Source organism: Streptomyces luomodiensis, from assembly GCF_031679605.1.
In the GTDB taxonomy this organism is placed as follows: Bacteria; Actinomycetota; Actinomycetes; order Streptomycetales; family Streptomycetaceae; genus Streptomyces; species Streptomyces luomodiensis.
In genome coordinates this window covers 8,388,934-8,404,291 of the sequence record NZ_CP117522.1, presented here as the reverse complement: position 1 = coordinate 8,404,291, position 15,358 = coordinate 8,388,934, and the positions used below count along the sequence as shown (strand labels likewise).

11 protein-coding genes are annotated in these 15,358 nt (G+C 69.9%); 8 read left to right on the top strand and 3 right to left on the bottom strand.

Going from position 1 to position 15,358, the window contains the following annotated elements; translation table 11 throughout:
- Positions 1-11 precede the first annotated feature (11 nt).
- Entirely contained in the window at positions 12-1,064 is a 1,053-nt protein-coding gene (locus PS467_RS35470) for an ABC transporter substrate-binding protein (RefSeq protein ID WP_311038646.1), read from the bottom strand.
- Positions 1,065-1,551: 487 nt separating this feature from the next.
- Between PS467_RS35470 and PS467_RS35465 the strand changes: the two genes are divergently transcribed.
- From PS467_RS35465 to argG, 8 genes are all read left to right on the top strand, one after another.
- The gene (locus PS467_RS35465; protein ID WP_311038645.1) at positions 1,552-1,971 is read left to right on the top strand and encodes a hypothetical protein; all 420 of its coding nucleotides are present in this window, start codon (positions 1,552-1,554) and stop codon (positions 1,969-1,971) included.
- Positions 1,972-2,061: 90 nt separating this feature from the next.
- Positions 2,062-3,063: a LacI family DNA-binding transcriptional regulator gene (locus tag PS467_RS35460; protein ID WP_311038644.1), complete on the top strand. Its 1,002-nt coding sequence runs from the start codon at positions 2,062-2,064 to the stop codon at positions 3,061-3,063.
- Between the two features lie 190 nt (positions 3,064-3,253).
- A complete protein-coding gene (locus PS467_RS35455; protein WP_311038643.1) occupies positions 3,254-4,597 on the top strand; it encodes an ABC transporter substrate-binding protein in 1,344 nt (447 codons plus the stop codon).
- Between the two features lie 4 nt (positions 4,598-4,601).
- Positions 4,602-5,558 (top strand): carbohydrate ABC transporter permease, encoded by a 957-nt coding sequence (locus tag PS467_RS35450; RefSeq protein ID WP_311038642.1) that lies wholly within the window; start codon positions 4,602-4,604, stop codon positions 5,556-5,558.
- Positions 5,555-6,430 carry a carbohydrate ABC transporter permease gene (locus PS467_RS35445; protein ID WP_268975783.1) on the top strand — a complete coding sequence of 292 codons (876 nt, stop codon included), beginning with the start codon at positions 5,555-5,557 and terminating at the stop codon, positions 6,428-6,430. Before PS467_RS35450 ends, PS467_RS35445 begins: the two co-directional genes overlap by 4 nt.
- 30 nt (positions 6,431-6,460) lie before the next feature.
- Positions 6,461-8,059, top strand: coding sequence for a glycoside hydrolase family 13 protein (locus PS467_RS35440; RefSeq protein WP_311038641.1), 1,599 nt, complete (start codon positions 6,461-6,463; stop codon positions 8,057-8,059).
- Between the two features lie 53 nt (positions 8,060-8,112).
- On the top strand, positions 8,113-10,302 hold the full coding sequence (locus tag PS467_RS35435; RefSeq protein ID WP_311038640.1) for a discoidin domain-containing protein: 2,190 nt from the start codon (positions 8,113-8,115) through the stop codon (positions 10,300-10,302).
- A gap of 105 nt (positions 10,303-10,407) precedes the next feature.
- Positions 10,408-11,856, top strand: coding sequence for an argininosuccinate synthase (gene argG / locus PS467_RS35430; protein WP_268975780.1), 1,449 nt, complete (start codon positions 10,408-10,410; stop codon positions 11,854-11,856).
- Between the two features lie 87 nt (positions 11,857-11,943).
- On the opposite strand, the gene PS467_RS35425 is transcribed toward argG, so the two are convergent.
- Complete coding sequence (locus tag PS467_RS35425) at positions 11,944-13,746, bottom strand: glycoside hydrolase family 9 protein (protein WP_311040059.1); 1,803 nt, start codon at positions 13,744-13,746, stop codon at positions 11,944-11,946.
- Between the two features lie 320 nt (positions 13,747-14,066).
- Positions 14,067-15,341, bottom strand: coding sequence for a glucarate dehydratase family protein (locus tag PS467_RS35420; protein WP_311038639.1), 1,275 nt, complete (start codon positions 15,339-15,341; stop codon positions 14,067-14,069).
- Positions 15,342-15,358 lie beyond the last annotated feature (17 nt).

Genomic DNA, 15,358 nt, shown 5'->3' with positions numbered 1-15,358 from the left:
TCTCACCGAGTTCACCGGTCTCCCCGGTCGAGGCCGAACGTGTGCAGCGCGGCGGCCACCTTCTCGATGCCCTCGACCGTACGGATCGACGGATTCATGGCCTGCCCGCTGAGCAGCACATACCGCTTGTGCCGGACCGCGTCCATCGACCGGGTCGCCGGGTGGGACTCCAGGAACCGGATCTTCTTCGCGGCGGTCTCGGCCGATTGCTGTTTGCGGGTCAGATCGCCGAGCACCAGGACATCGGGGTTGCGGTCGGCGACCGTCTCCCAGTTGATCTGGGGCCATTCCTGGTGGGTGTCGCCGAAGGCGTTCTGCGCGCCGACGGCGTCGGTGATGATGCCCGGCGCGCCGCAGCACCCCGCCAGGTACGGGGATTCGGAGTTGGCGAACCAGTAGAGCAGGGTGGCACCGGAGGCATCCACGTTCCGGGTCGCGGACGTCACCCGGGCCGTGAGCTCGCCGATGAGCTTCTCGCCCCGCTCGGCCACGCCGAAGACCGTCGCCAGGTCCCGGATCTCGCCGTAGATGTCGTCCATGGTCAGCCGGGTGGCGCGCGCTCCGTCTCCGTCGCCGCTGTTGTCCTTCGCGCAGTCGGCCGGGGAGACGTAGGTGGGCACGCCGAGCGTGTCGAACTGCGAGCGGGTGGCCACGCCGCCCTTGCCCAGCGTGGACTCGAACGACGCGGACACGAAGTCCGGCTCCTGGTCCAGCACCTTCTCGAAGGAGGGCATGTTGTCGGCGAGCCGCTCCACCGTGGCGTCGGCTTTCCGCAGGTCCTTCAGCACCGGGTCGGTCCAGGTGGCGGTGCCGGCCATCCGGTCGGCGAGGCCGAGGGAGAGCAGGATCTCCGTCGATCCCTGGTTCAGCGACACCGCCCGCTGCGGCGGGGCGGTGACGCGCACCTTCTGGCCGCAGTTGTCCAGCGTGCGCGGGTATCCGGCGGCGTTCCTCGATGACGATGACGATCCAGCAGGTGACGGGCCGCCACCACAGCCGGTGGCCAGCAGCAGACCGCCGGCCACGAGGACGGCGGTGAGACGGGCAGGGCGTACGGAAGGCACAGGGGTTCCTCTGCGGGGTAGGGCTCATACGGCCCGAAGCGGCCGATACGGGATGAGACCGGGTCAGCGGCCCAAGCGGCCGGGCAGATGGCGGTCGGCACGCGGCCGGGCGTGGCCGCCCTCGCCGGAGCGGAACTGGGCCATGGCGGAACCTCCTGGGGAAACACGCGTCCCTGTCGTTGGTGCTCATACGACGGCGGCGGGTCTGACTCGTCCGGCGGCGATCCGCGTACGGGGCCTTCGCCGGACACACAGTGGCGCGACCGTGCCGGGTTCTCACCGGGCTTCCGTCACGCCGTCGTTTTCCCGAGACGGTAGCGCGCGGCGGCCGGTGGCCGCTACGGCGCGCTCGGCGCGATCGCATCCCGTATGGGGCGAATGCCGCACCGCTGAGGGGGCGAAGTGGCACGTATCACGGCCCGCCGGAACCCGGGCCGCGACGAGGTACCGCGGGTTTGCTGTGGGGTCGAGTGGTAACGCGGAGAACATGGCTGAGAAGAAGAACGCACACACCACCGTCCGGAACGCCAACGCGACCGCGAAGTCCACCGCCACCAAGGCCAAGAAGACGGCGGAGAAGGCCAAGGACACCGCGAGCGAGGCCGGAACCACGGCGAAGAACACGGTGGCGGGCGCGGCGCAGACCGCTCACGTCGCCGCCGACAAGGCCCAGGTGGCCGCCGGGAAGGCCGTGGCCACCGGTCGTGGCGTGGCGGCTCAGGCGCCCGAGAAGGCGGCCGCGGCGGCTGGTACGGCCTGGATGACGATCAAGGCGCGGAAGATCCTGGCCGTGGTCACCGGTGCGGGGGCCGCCGCCGCGGGCGCCACCGTGGTGATCCTTCGGCAGCGCGCCGCTCGGCGTCGCCGCCCGCTGGCGCGACTGACGGGTGGCCGGCTCGGCGCCTGAGTCCGGCCGTCCCGGCGGCCACCCGGACCGGGCCCCCGCCTCGACCCGATACGCAAGCTACTTGCAATTCTTTGCGCTACGCTTGCGTGTATGACGCGACGACTTGCTGAAGTGGCGAAAAAGGTGGGTGTCAGCGAGGCCACGGTCAGCCGGGTGCTCAACGACAAGCCCGGGGTCTCCGATGCCACCCGGCAGGCGGTCCTGTCCGCGCTGGACGTCCTCGGCTACGAGCGGCCCACACAGCTGCGGGGCGACCGCGCCCGGCTGGTGGGGCTGGTCCTGCCCGAGTTGCAGAACCCCATCTTCCCGGCGTTCGCCGAGGTCATCGGCGGGGCACTGGCGCAGCTCGGACTGACTCCGGTGCTGTGCACACAGACCAAGGGCGGGGTCTCCGAGGCCGATTACGTGTCCCTGCTGCTGCAACAGCAGGTCTCCGGGGTGGTGTTCGCCGGCGGGGGGCTGTACGCGCAGGCCGACGCGCCGCATGAGCACTACCGGCTGCTCGCCCAGCGCAACATCCCGGTGGTGCTGCTCAACGCGGCCATCGCGCACCTCGGTTTCCCGAACGTCTCGTGCGACGACGCGGTGGCCGTGGAACAGTCGTGGCGGCATCTGGCCTCCCTCGGCCACGAGCGGATCGGGCTCGTGCTCGGGCCCGCCGACCACATGCCGTCGGCGCGCAAACTGGCCGCCGCACGGGCGATCGCGGGCGATCTGCCGGACGACTTCGTGGCCCGCGCGATCTTCTCGATCGAGGGCGGCCACGCCGCGGCGTCCCGGCTGATCGACCGGGGAGTCACCGGCATCATCTGCGCCAGCGACCCATTGGCCCTGGGGGCGATACGAGCGGCGCGCCGCAAGGGGCTGGACGTGCCGTCGCGGATTTCGGTGGTCGGCTACGACGACTCCGCGCTCATGAACTGCACCGAGCCGCCGCTCACCACCGTCCGCCAGCCCATCGAGGCCATGGGCAGGGCGGCGGTGGAACTGCTGCACGCGCAGATCGGCGGCGTGCCCGTACCGGCCGAGGAGCTGTTGTTCGAGCCGGAGCTGGTGGTCCGCGGCTCCACCGCACAGGCTCCGCGGGAGTGAGAGCGAGACATCCCGACAGGACCGACCGACAGACGATCGGCTTAATTCGCAGTGGAGTTGAATAATTACAATCTCTGCGCAACATCTTGCGGTCGGATGGTGACGGTGCTTGAGTTGCGGCGCACTCACCGCTGTGTGCGCCCGCTCACGGCCGTGGGGCTTCCCTGCTCATGTCCAGAGGGGTCCACCAATGAGAAGCACCGGGTTCCGCCGTAGCCTCATCGCGCTCAGTGTCTGTTCCCTCGCCCTCACCGCGTGCGGCGGGTCAGGCGGGGACTCGGCGAACGGGAAGACACGCATCACGGTCAACTGCATGCCGCCCAAGAGCGCCAAGGTCGACCGCAGGTTCTTCGAGGAGGACGTCGCCTCCTTCGAGAAGCAGAACCCGGACATCGACGTCGTCACCCATGACGCGTTCCCCTGCCAGGACCCGAAGACGTTCGACGCCAAGCTCGCCGGCGGTCAGATGGAGGACGTCTTCTACACGTACTTCACCGACGCCCAGCACGTCGTCGACATCAACCAGGCGGCCGATCTCACCCCGTACCTCAAGGAACTGAAGAGCTACCACACCCTCCAGAAGCAGCTGCGCGACATCTACACCGTCGACGGCAAGGTCTACGGCATCCCGCGCACCGGCTACTCGATGGGCCTGATCTACAACCGCCGGCTCTTCGAGAAGGCCGGCCTCGACCCGGACAAGCCGCCGACGACCTGGAAGGAGGTCCGCGCCGCCGCCAAGAAGATCGCCGCGCTGGGCGGTGGCACGGTCGGCTACGCGGACTACAGCGCGCAGAACCAGGGCGGCTGGCACTTCACCGCGGAGCTGTACTCACAGGGCGGGAACGTCGTCAGCCCCGACGGCAAGAAGGCCACCATCGACACCCCCGAGGCGCACGCCGTCCTGCGGAACCTGCACGACATGCGCTGGTCGGACGACTCGATGGGCAGCAAGCAGCTGCTCATCATCAATGACGCCCAGCAGATGATGGGCTCCGGCAAGCTCGGCATGTACCTCGCCGCGCCCGACAACCTCCCGATCCTGGTGAAGCAGAACGGCGGCAGCTACAAGAACCTCGCCATCGCGCCCATGCCCGGTGGCAAGGGCACGCTCCTCGGCGGCGACGGCTACATGTTCAACAAGAAGGACTCGCCCGCCCAGATCCGGGCCGGCCTGAAGTGGCTCGACCACATGTTCCTCACCCCCGGCAAGGGTTTCCTCGGCGACTACGCCCGCGCCAAGAAGAACGACGCCCCCGTCGGCCTGCCCGAGCCGCGGCTGTTCACCGGCACCGCCGACGCCAAGGACCAGCAGGTCAAGAAGGCCAACGCCAACGTCCCGGTCGCCAACTACCAGAGCTTCCTCGACGGCAACCGGAAGCTGGAGATGAAGATCGAGCCGCCGCACGCCCAGCAGATCTACTCCGTGCTCGACGGGGCCGTCTCCGCCGTCCTGACCAAGAAGGACGCCGACATCGACAAGCTCCTGGATGACGCCTCCGACAAGATCGACAACATTCTGGCCAGGGGCTGACCCCATGACCAAGACCGCTGCGCGGCCGCCCGCCGAGGCGATCGCCGTACGCCCGGTGCAGGCGCCGCCCCCGGCAGGGGGCCGGAAGCGGCGCCGGCTGGCCGACCAGGCCCGCGCCTACGGCTTCCTCCTCGGCGGCCTCATCTGCTTCGCGCTGTTCTCCTGGTACCCGGCGATCCGCGCGGTCGTGATCGCCTTCCAGAAGTACACCCCCGGCTCATCCCCCGAGTGGGTGGGCACCGCCAACTTCACCCGCGTCTGGCACGATCCGGAGTTCACCGCGGCCTGGCGGAACACCCTCACCTTCACCGCCCTCGCCCTCCTCATCGGCTTCGCGATCCCGTTCCTGCTGGCCCTGGTCCTCAATGAACTCCGGCACGCCAAGGCGTTCTTCCGGGTCGTGGTCTATCTGCCGGTGATGATTCCGCCGGTGGTCAGCGCCCTGCTGTGGAAGTGGTTCTACGACCCGGGCGCCGGGCTGGCCAACGAGGCGCTCCGCTTCCTCCATCTGCCCACCTCCAACTGGTCCAACGGCGCCGACACCGCCCTGGTGTCCCTCGTCATCGTCGCCACCTGGGCCAATATGGGCGGCACGGTCCTGATCTATCTGGCGGCGCTGCAATCCATCCCCGGTGAGCTGTACGAGGCGGCCGAACTGGACGGCGCGGGCCTGCTGCAACGCATCCGGCACGTCACCATCCCGCAGACGCGGTTCGTCATCCTGATGCTGATGCTGCTCCAGATCATCGCGACGATGCAGGTCTTCACCGAACCCTTCGTGATCACTGGTGGCGGTCCGGAGAACTCCACGGTCACCGTCCTCTACCTGATCTACAAGTACGCCTTCCTGTACAACGACTTCGGTGGCGCCTGTGCGCTGAGCGTGATGCTGCTGGTGCTGCTCGGCGCCTTCTCCGCCCTCTATCTGCGGCTGACCCGCTCCGGGGAGGAGGACGCATGAGCACCCGGACCCTCGTCTCCCCCACCGCCCTGGCCCGCCCGCGCGGCCGGGCCGTCTACTGGACGGTCTTCGGCGCCGTGGTGGTGCTGTTCGCACTCGCCTTCCTCTTCCCCGTCTACTGGATGGTGTCCGGTGCGATGAAGTCGCCGGACGAGGTGGCGCAGACCCCGCCCACCCTGGTGCCCGAACAGTGGCACCTCAGCGGCTACAAGGACGCCTGGGAGCTGATGGAGCTGCCGCGGCACCTGTGGAACACGGTGGTCCAGGCGGCCGGCGCCTGGGTGTTCCAGCTGGTCTTCTGCACGGCCGCCGCATACGCCCTGTCCAAGCTGAAGCCCGCCTTCGGCAAGGTGATCCTCGGCGGCATCCTGGCCACGCTGATGGTCCCGGCCCAGGCGCTGGTCGTACCGAAGTACCTGACCGTCGCCGACCTGCCGCTGATCCACACCAGCCTGCTCAACGATCCGCTGGCGATCTGGCTGCCGGCCGTCGCCAACGCCTTCAACCTCTATCTCCTCAAGCGGTTCTTCGACCAGCTGCCGCGCGATGTCCTGGAGGCCGCCGAGATCGACGGCGCCGGAAAGCTGCGCACCCTGTGGTCGATCGTGCTGCCCATGTCGCGTCCGGTGCTCGGGGTCGTGTCGATCTTCGCGCTGGTCGCCGTGTGGCAGGACTTCCTGTGGCCGCTGATGGTCTTCTCCGACACCGGCAAGCAGCCGATCAGCGTGGCACTCGTCCAGCTGTCGCAGAACATCCAGCTGACCGTGCTCATCGCCGCGATGGTCATCGCCAGCATCCCGATGGTCGCGCTGTTCCTCGTCTTCCAGCGGCACATCATCGCCGGGATCAGCGCGGGCAGCACGAAGGGCTGACACCGCCCCCTCGACAGAAAGGCACCCACCGTGGCCCAGCCCACTCCTGCCCGGACACCCCACGACTGGTGGCGCTCCGCCGTCATCTACCAGGTGTATGTGCGCAGCTTCGCCGACGGGGACGGCGATGGCACCGGCGACCTGGCGGGCGTCCGCGCCAGGCTGCCGTACCTCGCCGAACTCGGCGTCGACGCGCTGTGGTTCAGCCCCTGGTACCAGTCCCCCATGAAGGACGGCGGCTACGACGTCGCCGACTACCGCGCCATCGACCCGGCCTTCGGCACCCTGGCCGAGGCGGAGAAGCTCATCGCCGAGGCCCGGGAGCTGGGCATCCGCACCATCGTCGACGTGGTGCCGAACCACGTCTCCGACCAGCACCCGTGGTGGCGGGCCGCGCTCGCCGGCGGGCCCGAGCGCGAGCTGTTCCACTTCCGTCCGGGCCGCGGGGACCACGGTGAGCTGCCGCCCAACGACTGGACGTCGGAGTTCGGCGGCCCGGCGTGGACCCGGCTGCCCGGCGGCGACTGGTATCTGCACCTGTTCGCCCCCGAGCAGCCCGACCTCAACTGGGCCCACCCGGCGGTGCGCCAGGAACACGAGGACATCCTGCGCTTCTGGTTCGAGCGGGGGGTCGCGGGCGTCCGCATCGACTCGGCCGCCCTCCTGGTCAAGGATCCCCGGCTGCCCGACTTCGTCGAGGGCCGCGATCCGCATCCGTACGTCGACCGCGATGAACTGCACGACGTCTACCGCTCCTGGCGCAGGGTGGCCGACGAGTACGGCGGGGTCTTCGTCGGCGAGGTGTGGCTGCCCGACGCCGAGCGCTTCGCCCGCTATCTGCGCTCCGACGAGCTGCACACCGCGTTCAACTTCTCCTTCCTGGCCTGCCCCTGGGATGCCGGGCGGCTGCGCACCTCGATCGACGAGACGCTCGCCGAACACGCTCCCGTGGGCGCGCCGGCCACCTGGGTGCTGTGCAACCACGATGTGACCCGCACGGTGACCCGCTACGGCCGCGAGGACACCGGTTTCGACTTCGCCACCAAGGTCTTCGGCACCCCCACCGACCTCGCCCTCGGCACCCGGCGGGCACGGGCCGCCGCCCTGCTGGCGCTGGCCCTGCCCGGCGCCGTCTACGTCTACCAGGGGGAGGAACTGGGCCTGCCCGAGGCCGACATCCCCCGTGACCGCATCCAGGACCCGATGCACTTCCGCTCCGGCGGCACCGACCCGGGCCGGGACGGCTGCCGGGTGCCGCTGCCGTGGGCGGCGCACGAGCCGTACGCCGGTTTCGGCTCCGACCGGGAGCCGTGGCTGCCGCAGCCCGCGCACTGGGCGGCGTACGCGGCCGACCTCCAGGAACGGGACCCGGAGTCGATGCTCACCCTCTACCGCGAGGCGATCCGCATCCGCCGTGACACCCCCGGTTTCGGCGACGGACCGCTGACCTGGCTCCCCGCGCCCGACGGGGTCCTCGCCTTCGCCCGTACGGACGGCCTGGTCTGCGTGGTCAACCTGGCCGACACCCCCACCGTGCTGGACGACCACTCCCGCACCCTGCTCACCAGCGGCCCGCTGGACGACCAGGGCCGTCTGCCGCGGGACACGGCGGCCTGGCTGCTCCGCTGAGCCGTCACCACCCCACCCCGCTATCCCACCCCCCACGATGAAGGGATCAGCACATGCACCGCACCACCTCATCGGCATCCGCCAGGCGCTTGTCGGCCATCGGGGCGACCGTCGCCCTGGCGGCCGGCATGCTGGTCACCCTGACCCCCACCGCCGCGCACGCGGCGGCGGGGGCCTCGCTCCCCCTCACCTCGGTCGAGGCCGAGTCGGCCACCACCACGGGCACGAAGATCGGCCCGGACTTCACCCAGGGCACGCCGGCCTCCGAGGCATCCGGCCGCCAGGCCGTCCGCCTCGCCGCCGGTCAGCGCGTCGAGTTCACCGCGCCCCGCGACGCCAACGCGGTGAACGTCGCCTACAGCGTTCCGGACGGCCAGTCGGGATCGCTCGACGTCTATGTCAACGGCACCAAGCTCGCCAAGAGCCTCACGGTCACCTCCAAGTACTCGTACGTGGACACCAGCTGGATCGTGGGGTCGAAGACCCACCACTTCTACGACAACGCCCGGCTGCTGCTCGGCCAGAACGTCAAGGCCGGTGACAAGATCGCCTTCGAGGCGGCGAACACCCAGGTCACCGTGGATGTGGCCGACTTCGAGCAGGTCGACGCGGCCGCGAGCCAGCCGGCCGGGTCGGTGTCGGTCACCGCCAAGGGCGCCGACCCCACCGGACAGGGCGACTCCACGCAGGCGTTCCGGGACGCCATCGCCGCCGCCCAGGGCGGAGTGGTCTGGATCCCGCCGGGTGACTACAAGCTGACCTCCTCCCTGAACGGCGTCCAGAACGTCACCCTCCAGGGCGCCGGCAGCTGGCACTCCGTCGTGCACACCTCGCGGTTCATCGACCAGAGCAGCTCCTCGGGCAAGGTCCACATCAAGGACTTCGCGGTCATCGGCGAGGTCACCGAGCGTGTCGACTCCAACCCGGACAACTTCGTCAACGGTTCGCTCGGTCCAAACTCCAGCGTGTCGGGCATGTGGATCCAGCACGTGAAGGTCGGTCTGTGGCTGATGGGCAACAACGACAACCTCGTGGTGGAGGACAACCGCATCCTGGACACCACCGCCGACGGCCTCAACCTCAACGGCACCGCCAAGAACGTGACGGTCCGGAACAACTTCCTGCGCAACCAGGGCGACGACTCACTCGCCATGTGGTCGCTGAACTCGCCGGACACCGACAGCAGCTTCGAGAACAACACCATCTCGCAGCCGAACCTCGCCAACGGCATCGCGATCTACGGCGGTACGGACATCACGGTCAAGAACAACCTGATCTCCGACACCAACGCCCTGGGCAGCGGTATCGCCATCTCCAACCAGAAGTTCGCGGACCCCTTCCACCCGCTGGCCGGCACGATCACGGTCGACGGCAACACGCTGGTCCGCACGGGCGCCATGAACCCCAACTGGAACCACCCGATGGGCGCCCTGCGCGTCGACTCCTACGACAGCGCGATCGACGCCACCGTCAACATCACCAACACCACCGTCAAGGACAGCCCGTACAGCGCCTTCGAGTTCGTCTCCGGCGGCGGGAAAGGCAACGCGGTCAAGAACGTCACCGTGTCCGGCGCGACCGTGACCAACCCCGGAACGGTCGTGGTGCAGGCCGAGGCGCCGGGGGCGGCGAAGTTCAGCGATGTCACGGCCTCCAGCGTGGGCGTGGCGGGCGTCTACAACTGCCCCTTCCCGACCGGCTCGGGCACCTTCGAGGTCACCGACGGGGGCGGCAACGACGGCTGGAGCAGCTCCTGGTCGGACTGCTCCAGCTGGCCCGAGCCCGGCAAGGGCAGCCCGGAGCCCGACCCGGGCCGCAACCTGGCCAAGGGCCGTCCGGCCACCGCGACCGGCTCCACGGACGTCTACACCCCCGGCAAGGCGGTGGACGGCGACGCGGGCACCTACTGGGAGTCCGCCAACAACGCCTTCCCGCAGGCCCTGACCGTGGACCTCGGCTCCACCCAGGCCGTCCGCCGGGTGGTGCTGAAGCTGCCGCCCTCGTCCGCGTGGGGCGCCCGCACCCAGACCCTGTCCGTGCTGGGCAGCACCGACGGCTCGGCCTCGTCGTACGCGACGGTGGTCGGCTCTAAGGGCTACCGCTTCGACCCGGCGACCGGCAACACGGTCACCGTCGATCTGCCCGCCAACACCAATGTGCGCTATCTGAAGCTCAACGTCACCGGTAACACGGGCTGGCCGGCGGCTCAGATCAGCGAGGTGGAGGCCTATCTCGGCGCGTGACCGCCGCCCCGCGCCGGCGCCCGTCACCCCGGCCACCGACGGGCGCCGGCCACGGGTGTCACCAGGGGCCTTGCATGATCATGCGTGACACTGCATAATCCTGCTGTGTCCAAAGTTCTCACCTCCCTCCCCGTCGGCGAACGCGTCGGGATCGCCTTCTCCGGCGGCCTCGACACCTCGGTAGCGGTCGCGTGGATGCGCGACAAGGGCGCGGTGCCCTGCACCTACACCGCCGACATCGGCCAGTACGACGAGCCCGACATCGCCTCGGTCCCCGGGCGCGCCACGACGTACGGCGCGGAGGTCGCCCGCCTGGTCGACTGCCGGGCGGCCCTGGTGGAGGAAGGGCTCGCGGCCCTGGCCTGCGGGGCGTTCCACATCCGCTCCGGTGGCCGCAGCTACTTCAACACCACCCCGCTCGGGCGGGCGGTCACCGGCACCCTGCTGGTCCGCGCCATGCTCGAGGACGACGTGCAGATCTGGGGCGACGGCTCCACCTTCAAGGGCAATGACATCGAGCGGTTCTACCGCTACGGCCTGCTGGCCAACCCCTCCCTGCGGATCTACAAGCCGTGGCTGGACGCCGATTTCGTGAGCGAGCTCGGCGGCCGCAAGGAGATGTCGGAGTGGCTGCTCGCCCACGACCTGCCCTACCGGGACAGCACCGAGAAGGCGTACTCCACCGACGCCAACATCTGGGGCGCCACCCACGAGGCCAAGTCACTGGAGCACCTCGACACCGGCATCGAGATCGTCGAGCCGATCATGGGCGTGCGGTTCTGGGACCCGGCGGTCGAGATAGCGGCCGAGGACGTCACCATCGGCTTCGAGCAGGGCCGGCCGGTGACGATCAACGGCAAGGAGTTCGCCTCCGCCGTCGATCTGGTGCTGGAGGCCAACGCCATCGGCGGCCGGCACGGCATGGGCATGTCGGACCAGATCGAGAACCGCGTCATCGAGGCCAAGAGCCGGGGCATCTACGAGGCACCGGGCATGGCGCTGCTGCACGCCGCGTACGAGCGGCTGGTCAACGCGATCCACAACGAGGACACCCTCGCCACCTACCACACCGAGGGCCGGCGGCTCGGCCGGCTGATGTACGAGGGCCGCTGGCTGGACCCGCAGGCGCTGATGGTGCGCGAGTCGCTGCAGCGCTGGGTCGGTGCCGCGATCACCGGCGAGGTGACGCTGCGGCTGCGGCGCGGTGAGGACTACTCCATCCTGGACACCTCCGGACCGGCGTTCAGCTACCACCCGGACAAGCTCTCGATGGAGCGGACCGAGGACTCCGCCTTCGGGCCGGTGGACCGGATCGGCCAGCTGACCATGCGCAACCTGGACATCGCCGACTCGCGCGCCAAGCTCGAGCAGTACGCCGGGCTCGGCATGGTCGGCAACGCGCACCCGGCGCTGATCGGCGCCGCGCAGGCGGCCTCGACCGGGCTGATCGGCGCGATGCCCCAGGGCGCCTCGGAGGCGATCGCCTCGGACGGGAAGGTGTCCGGACAGGACCAGCTGCTCGACAGCGCCGCGATGGAGTTCGGCGCGGACTGACACCCCCCCCTCGTGCCACGCGGCGCGGCGCCTCCCCGAGCGGGGGGCGCCGCGCCGCCGTCATGACCGGGCACGGGCCGGGACGGGTCAGCTCGCGGGCCGCGCCGCCGCGCCGTTGCCGAGATCGTCGACGTACGAGGCGATCCAGGCCAGCGGCGCGTTCCAGTTGATGGTGATCTCGTTGGTGGAGAACGCCATCAGGTCGTCGGTGTAGCACATCGCCGGGGCACAGCCCTTCAGCTTCTTCTTCGCCACCGGGTCCTGGAGTCCGGAGTTCGGGCCACCCGCCAGCGAACCGGGGGCCGGATGCGGCAGCCGGTGGTCACGCTGGTGCGCCCAGAAGCGGTGGTGCTGGTTGTGCGAGTTCCGTTCGCCGTAGCCAGTGACGTAGGACTGGTTGAGCGGGTTCTCACCCAGCACGTAGTCCAGGCCGCGGAGCACCGCGTCGAGATAGCGGTCCTTGCCCGTCAGATCGTGTGCGGTGGCGAGCACGACCATGTTGTTCAGCACCTGGCTGTTGGAGCCCCACTCGTACTTGCCGTCCTTCGGCGCGTACGGAACGCCGTAGGCCGACTTGGCGGAGTCCGCGGCGTAGCGGTCGGCGGCCTTCGTCACCATCGCGCGCACCTGCGCGCGCTGCTTGGCGGTGAGCTTGTTGGGGACGGTGGCCAGGTCGAGTTCTCCGAGGCCCGCGGTGGACGACCAGGACATACCGCCGCCGCGCGGGAAGAGCGCGTCGAGGTCCCGGTGCAGCGGCGAGTCCAGCACCGCCTTGGCGTAGCCGTGATCACCGGTGGTGATGAACAGCTCGGCCGCGGCCCAGTAGAACTCGTCGCCGACGTTCCGGTCACCGTAGGCCCCGCCGCCGGTGGAGTCCTTGTCGCTGGCGAAGATCTTCGGGTGTGCCGTGGCCGCGGCCCAGGCGGTCCGGGCCGCGTGCAGGCAGCGGGCCGCGAAGTCCGGGTCGTACGGCTTGAAGAGGCGGGCGCTCTGCGCGGCGGCGGCCGCGAGGTTGAGCGTGGCCGCGGTGGACGGCTTGTGCAGCTCACGCTGTTGCGTGTCCTGGTCCGGCCGGGTCGGGAACCCGGTCCAGTGCCGGTCGTGCACCTTGTGGAACGCCATACCGGCGAGCGGCTTGCCCTGGGGCACCTGCATGCGCAGCAGGAACTCCATCTCCCAGCGGGCCTCGTCCAGGATGTCCGGGACGCCGTTGCCACGCTCGGGCACCCGGAGCCGGCCGTCGCCCAGCGGCGCGGCGTCGGCGCCCTTGGCGGTGCGGGTGCGCTCGTAGGCGGACATCAGCTGGGCCACCGAGATACCGCCGTTGACAACGTACTTGCCCTGGTCACCGGCGTCGTACCAGCCACCGGAGACGTTCCGGCGGTAGTCGCACACGCCCTTGACGCACGGGACGTCGGTGTCGCCACGGTGCGGGGCCGCCTTGTCGTGGCCCGCGGGACGGGCGTACTCGCGCCCCACCAGGTCCGCGTCGATCTTGATGCCGCTGCGGTTGTGGTAGAAGTACGCCAGCGCGTCGCCGCGCAGCGAGCCGTAGAGGTGGTCACCGATGGTGAACGGCTCGCTCTTCTTCCCGTCGATGGTGACGGTGTACCCCTTGCCCGCCTCGGTGACCGCCGAGAAGTCGAAGGTCTGGACGTTTTGCCGGGAGCTGGGGTCGATCCCGGCGGGGGTGGTGGTCCCGTGCGCCCGCTCGGTGCCGTCGGCGGCCCGCAGCGTCCACGTCAGGGGCTTGGTGGCGGAGGTGACGACGGTGCCCTTCTTGGGTCCGTAGGTCAGGTAGCCGACCTGGTTCACCCGCACCGGAGAGCCGGTGTCGGCCTTCGGGGCGGCCGTCCCGGCGCCGTGCCGTGCGGGGTGGCCCACGGCCATCGCCGCGGGTGCGGACAGGGCACCGGCCGCGATGGCCGCGGTGACCGCGGCGGCCAGCGTGCGCCGGCGACGGCGGCCGGCCCGATCGGTCGGTCCGGTCCGGTCGGGGGCAGGACGTACGGGAGGAGCGGCGTGAGACACGACTTCAGCACTTCCGAGGGTTTCGGCGTCTTTTCCGTCCTCCAGAGGCTATGGAAACGTCCTGGCCTGGGACTTCGTACGCTTAGCCGAAATCCGGATACAGCAGGTGACCGACGTCGGCCTACCTCGATCGAGGTATTCGAGAAGAGAGGTGCTCCAGGAGGCGGGCCCGGCGCGGGTCACCAGCGGGCGAGGTCCGCCCGGAAGGACGGGTCGAAGCGCCGCATGTACCCGGTGTCGTCGCGGTTGCGCTGTCCGCAGTGGAGGTACTGCTCATGCAGGCGCGCCAGGGCATCGGGGTCGAGCTCCACCCCGAGTCCGGGGGCGCTCGGCACGGGCATCGCGCCGTCCACGAACCTCAGCGCGCCGTCCACGATCACGTCCTCGGTCTTCCAGGGCCAGTGGGTGTCGCAGGCGTAGGTGAGGTTCGGAGTGGCCGCGGCCAGGTGGGTCATCGCGGCCAGGCTGATCCCCAGATGCGAGTTCGAATGCATGGACAGGCCCATGCCGAAGGTCTCGCAGATGCCGGAGAGCAGCTTGGAACGGCGCAGTCCGCCCCAGTAGTGGTGGTCGGAGAGGACGATCTGGACGGCGTCGGCGGCGACCGCGGGGGCCAGCTCGTCGAAGGCGACCACGCACATGTTGGTGGCCAGCGGCATGGGGACCTCGCGGGCGACCGCGGCCATGCCGTCGATCCCGGGGGTGGGGTCCTCCAGGTACTCCAGCACCCCTTCGAGCGCGCGCCCCACCTTCACCGACGTCCCGGTCGTCCAGACGGCGTTGGGGTCCAGGCGCAGCGGATGGCCGGGGAAGGCGCGGCGCAGCACCCGGATGGCCTCGATCTCCTCCTCCGGGGGCCTGACGCCGCCCTTCAGCTTGATCGCGGTGAAGCCGTACTCGTCCACCATCCGCCGGGCCTGGGCCACGAGGGCGTCGGGGTCGAGGGCCTCGCCCCAGGAGTCCGGCTCCTGGCCGGGGTGGGCCGCCCACTTGTAGAAGAGGTACGCGCTGAACGGGACCTTGGAGCGCACGGCGCCGCCGAGCAGATCGCAGACGGGGCGCCCGACGGCCTTGCCCTGGAGGTCCAGGAGCGCGACCTCGAACGGGGAGGCGACGCGGTCGACGGTGCTGCTGGTGGTGATCATGCCGGTGAGCCCGGAGCCCCCGGAGCCGCCCACCCGGTCGATGACCCGCTTGACGCGCTGGTGCAGCTCCTCGGTGGCGAAGGCGTCCAGCCCGACGATCTCGTGCCCGACGGCCGTCAGGCGCTCCAGGTGGAGCTCGTCCGCGTAGGTCTCACCGAGGCCGGTCAGCCCCGCGTCGGTGTGGATCTGCACGATCGAGCGGAGCGCGAAGGGCTCGTGGACGCCGACGGAGTTGAGCAGGGCCGGGTCGCGGAAGGCGACAGGGGTGATGGTGACATCCGTGATGCGCAGGGGCGCTCCGTCAAACATCGACGTCCATTCATGTA

Excerpts from the sequence above, each read along its gene's own strand:
- PS467_RS35420 (WP_311038639.1), bottom strand. The coding sequence starts at position 15,341 with ATGTTTGACGGAGCGCCCCTGCGCATCACGGATGTCACCATCACCCCT.
- PS467_RS35445 (WP_268975783.1), top strand. The coding sequence starts at position 5,555 with ATGAGCACCCGGACCCTCGTCTCCCCCACCGCCCTGGCCCGCCCGCGC.
- PS467_RS35450 (WP_311038642.1), top strand. The coding sequence starts at position 4,602 with ATGACCAAGACCGCTGCGCGGCCGCCCGCCGAGGCGATCGCCGTACGC.
- PS467_RS35425 (WP_311040059.1), bottom strand. The coding sequence starts at position 13,746 with ATGGCCGTGGGCCACCCCGCACGGCACGGCGCCGGGACGGCCGCCCCG.
- PS467_RS35460 (WP_311038644.1), top strand. The coding sequence starts at position 2,062 with ATGACGCGACGACTTGCTGAAGTGGCGAAAAAGGTGGGTGTCAGCGAG.
- PS467_RS35465 (WP_311038645.1), top strand. The coding sequence starts at position 1,552 with ATGGCTGAGAAGAAGAACGCACACACCACCGTCCGGAACGCCAACGCG.
- PS467_RS35435 (WP_311038640.1), top strand. The coding sequence starts at position 8,113 with ATGCACCGCACCACCTCATCGGCATCCGCCAGGCGCTTGTCGGCCATC.
- PS467_RS35455 (WP_311038643.1), top strand. The coding sequence starts at position 3,254 with ATGAGAAGCACCGGGTTCCGCCGTAGCCTCATCGCGCTCAGTGTCTGT.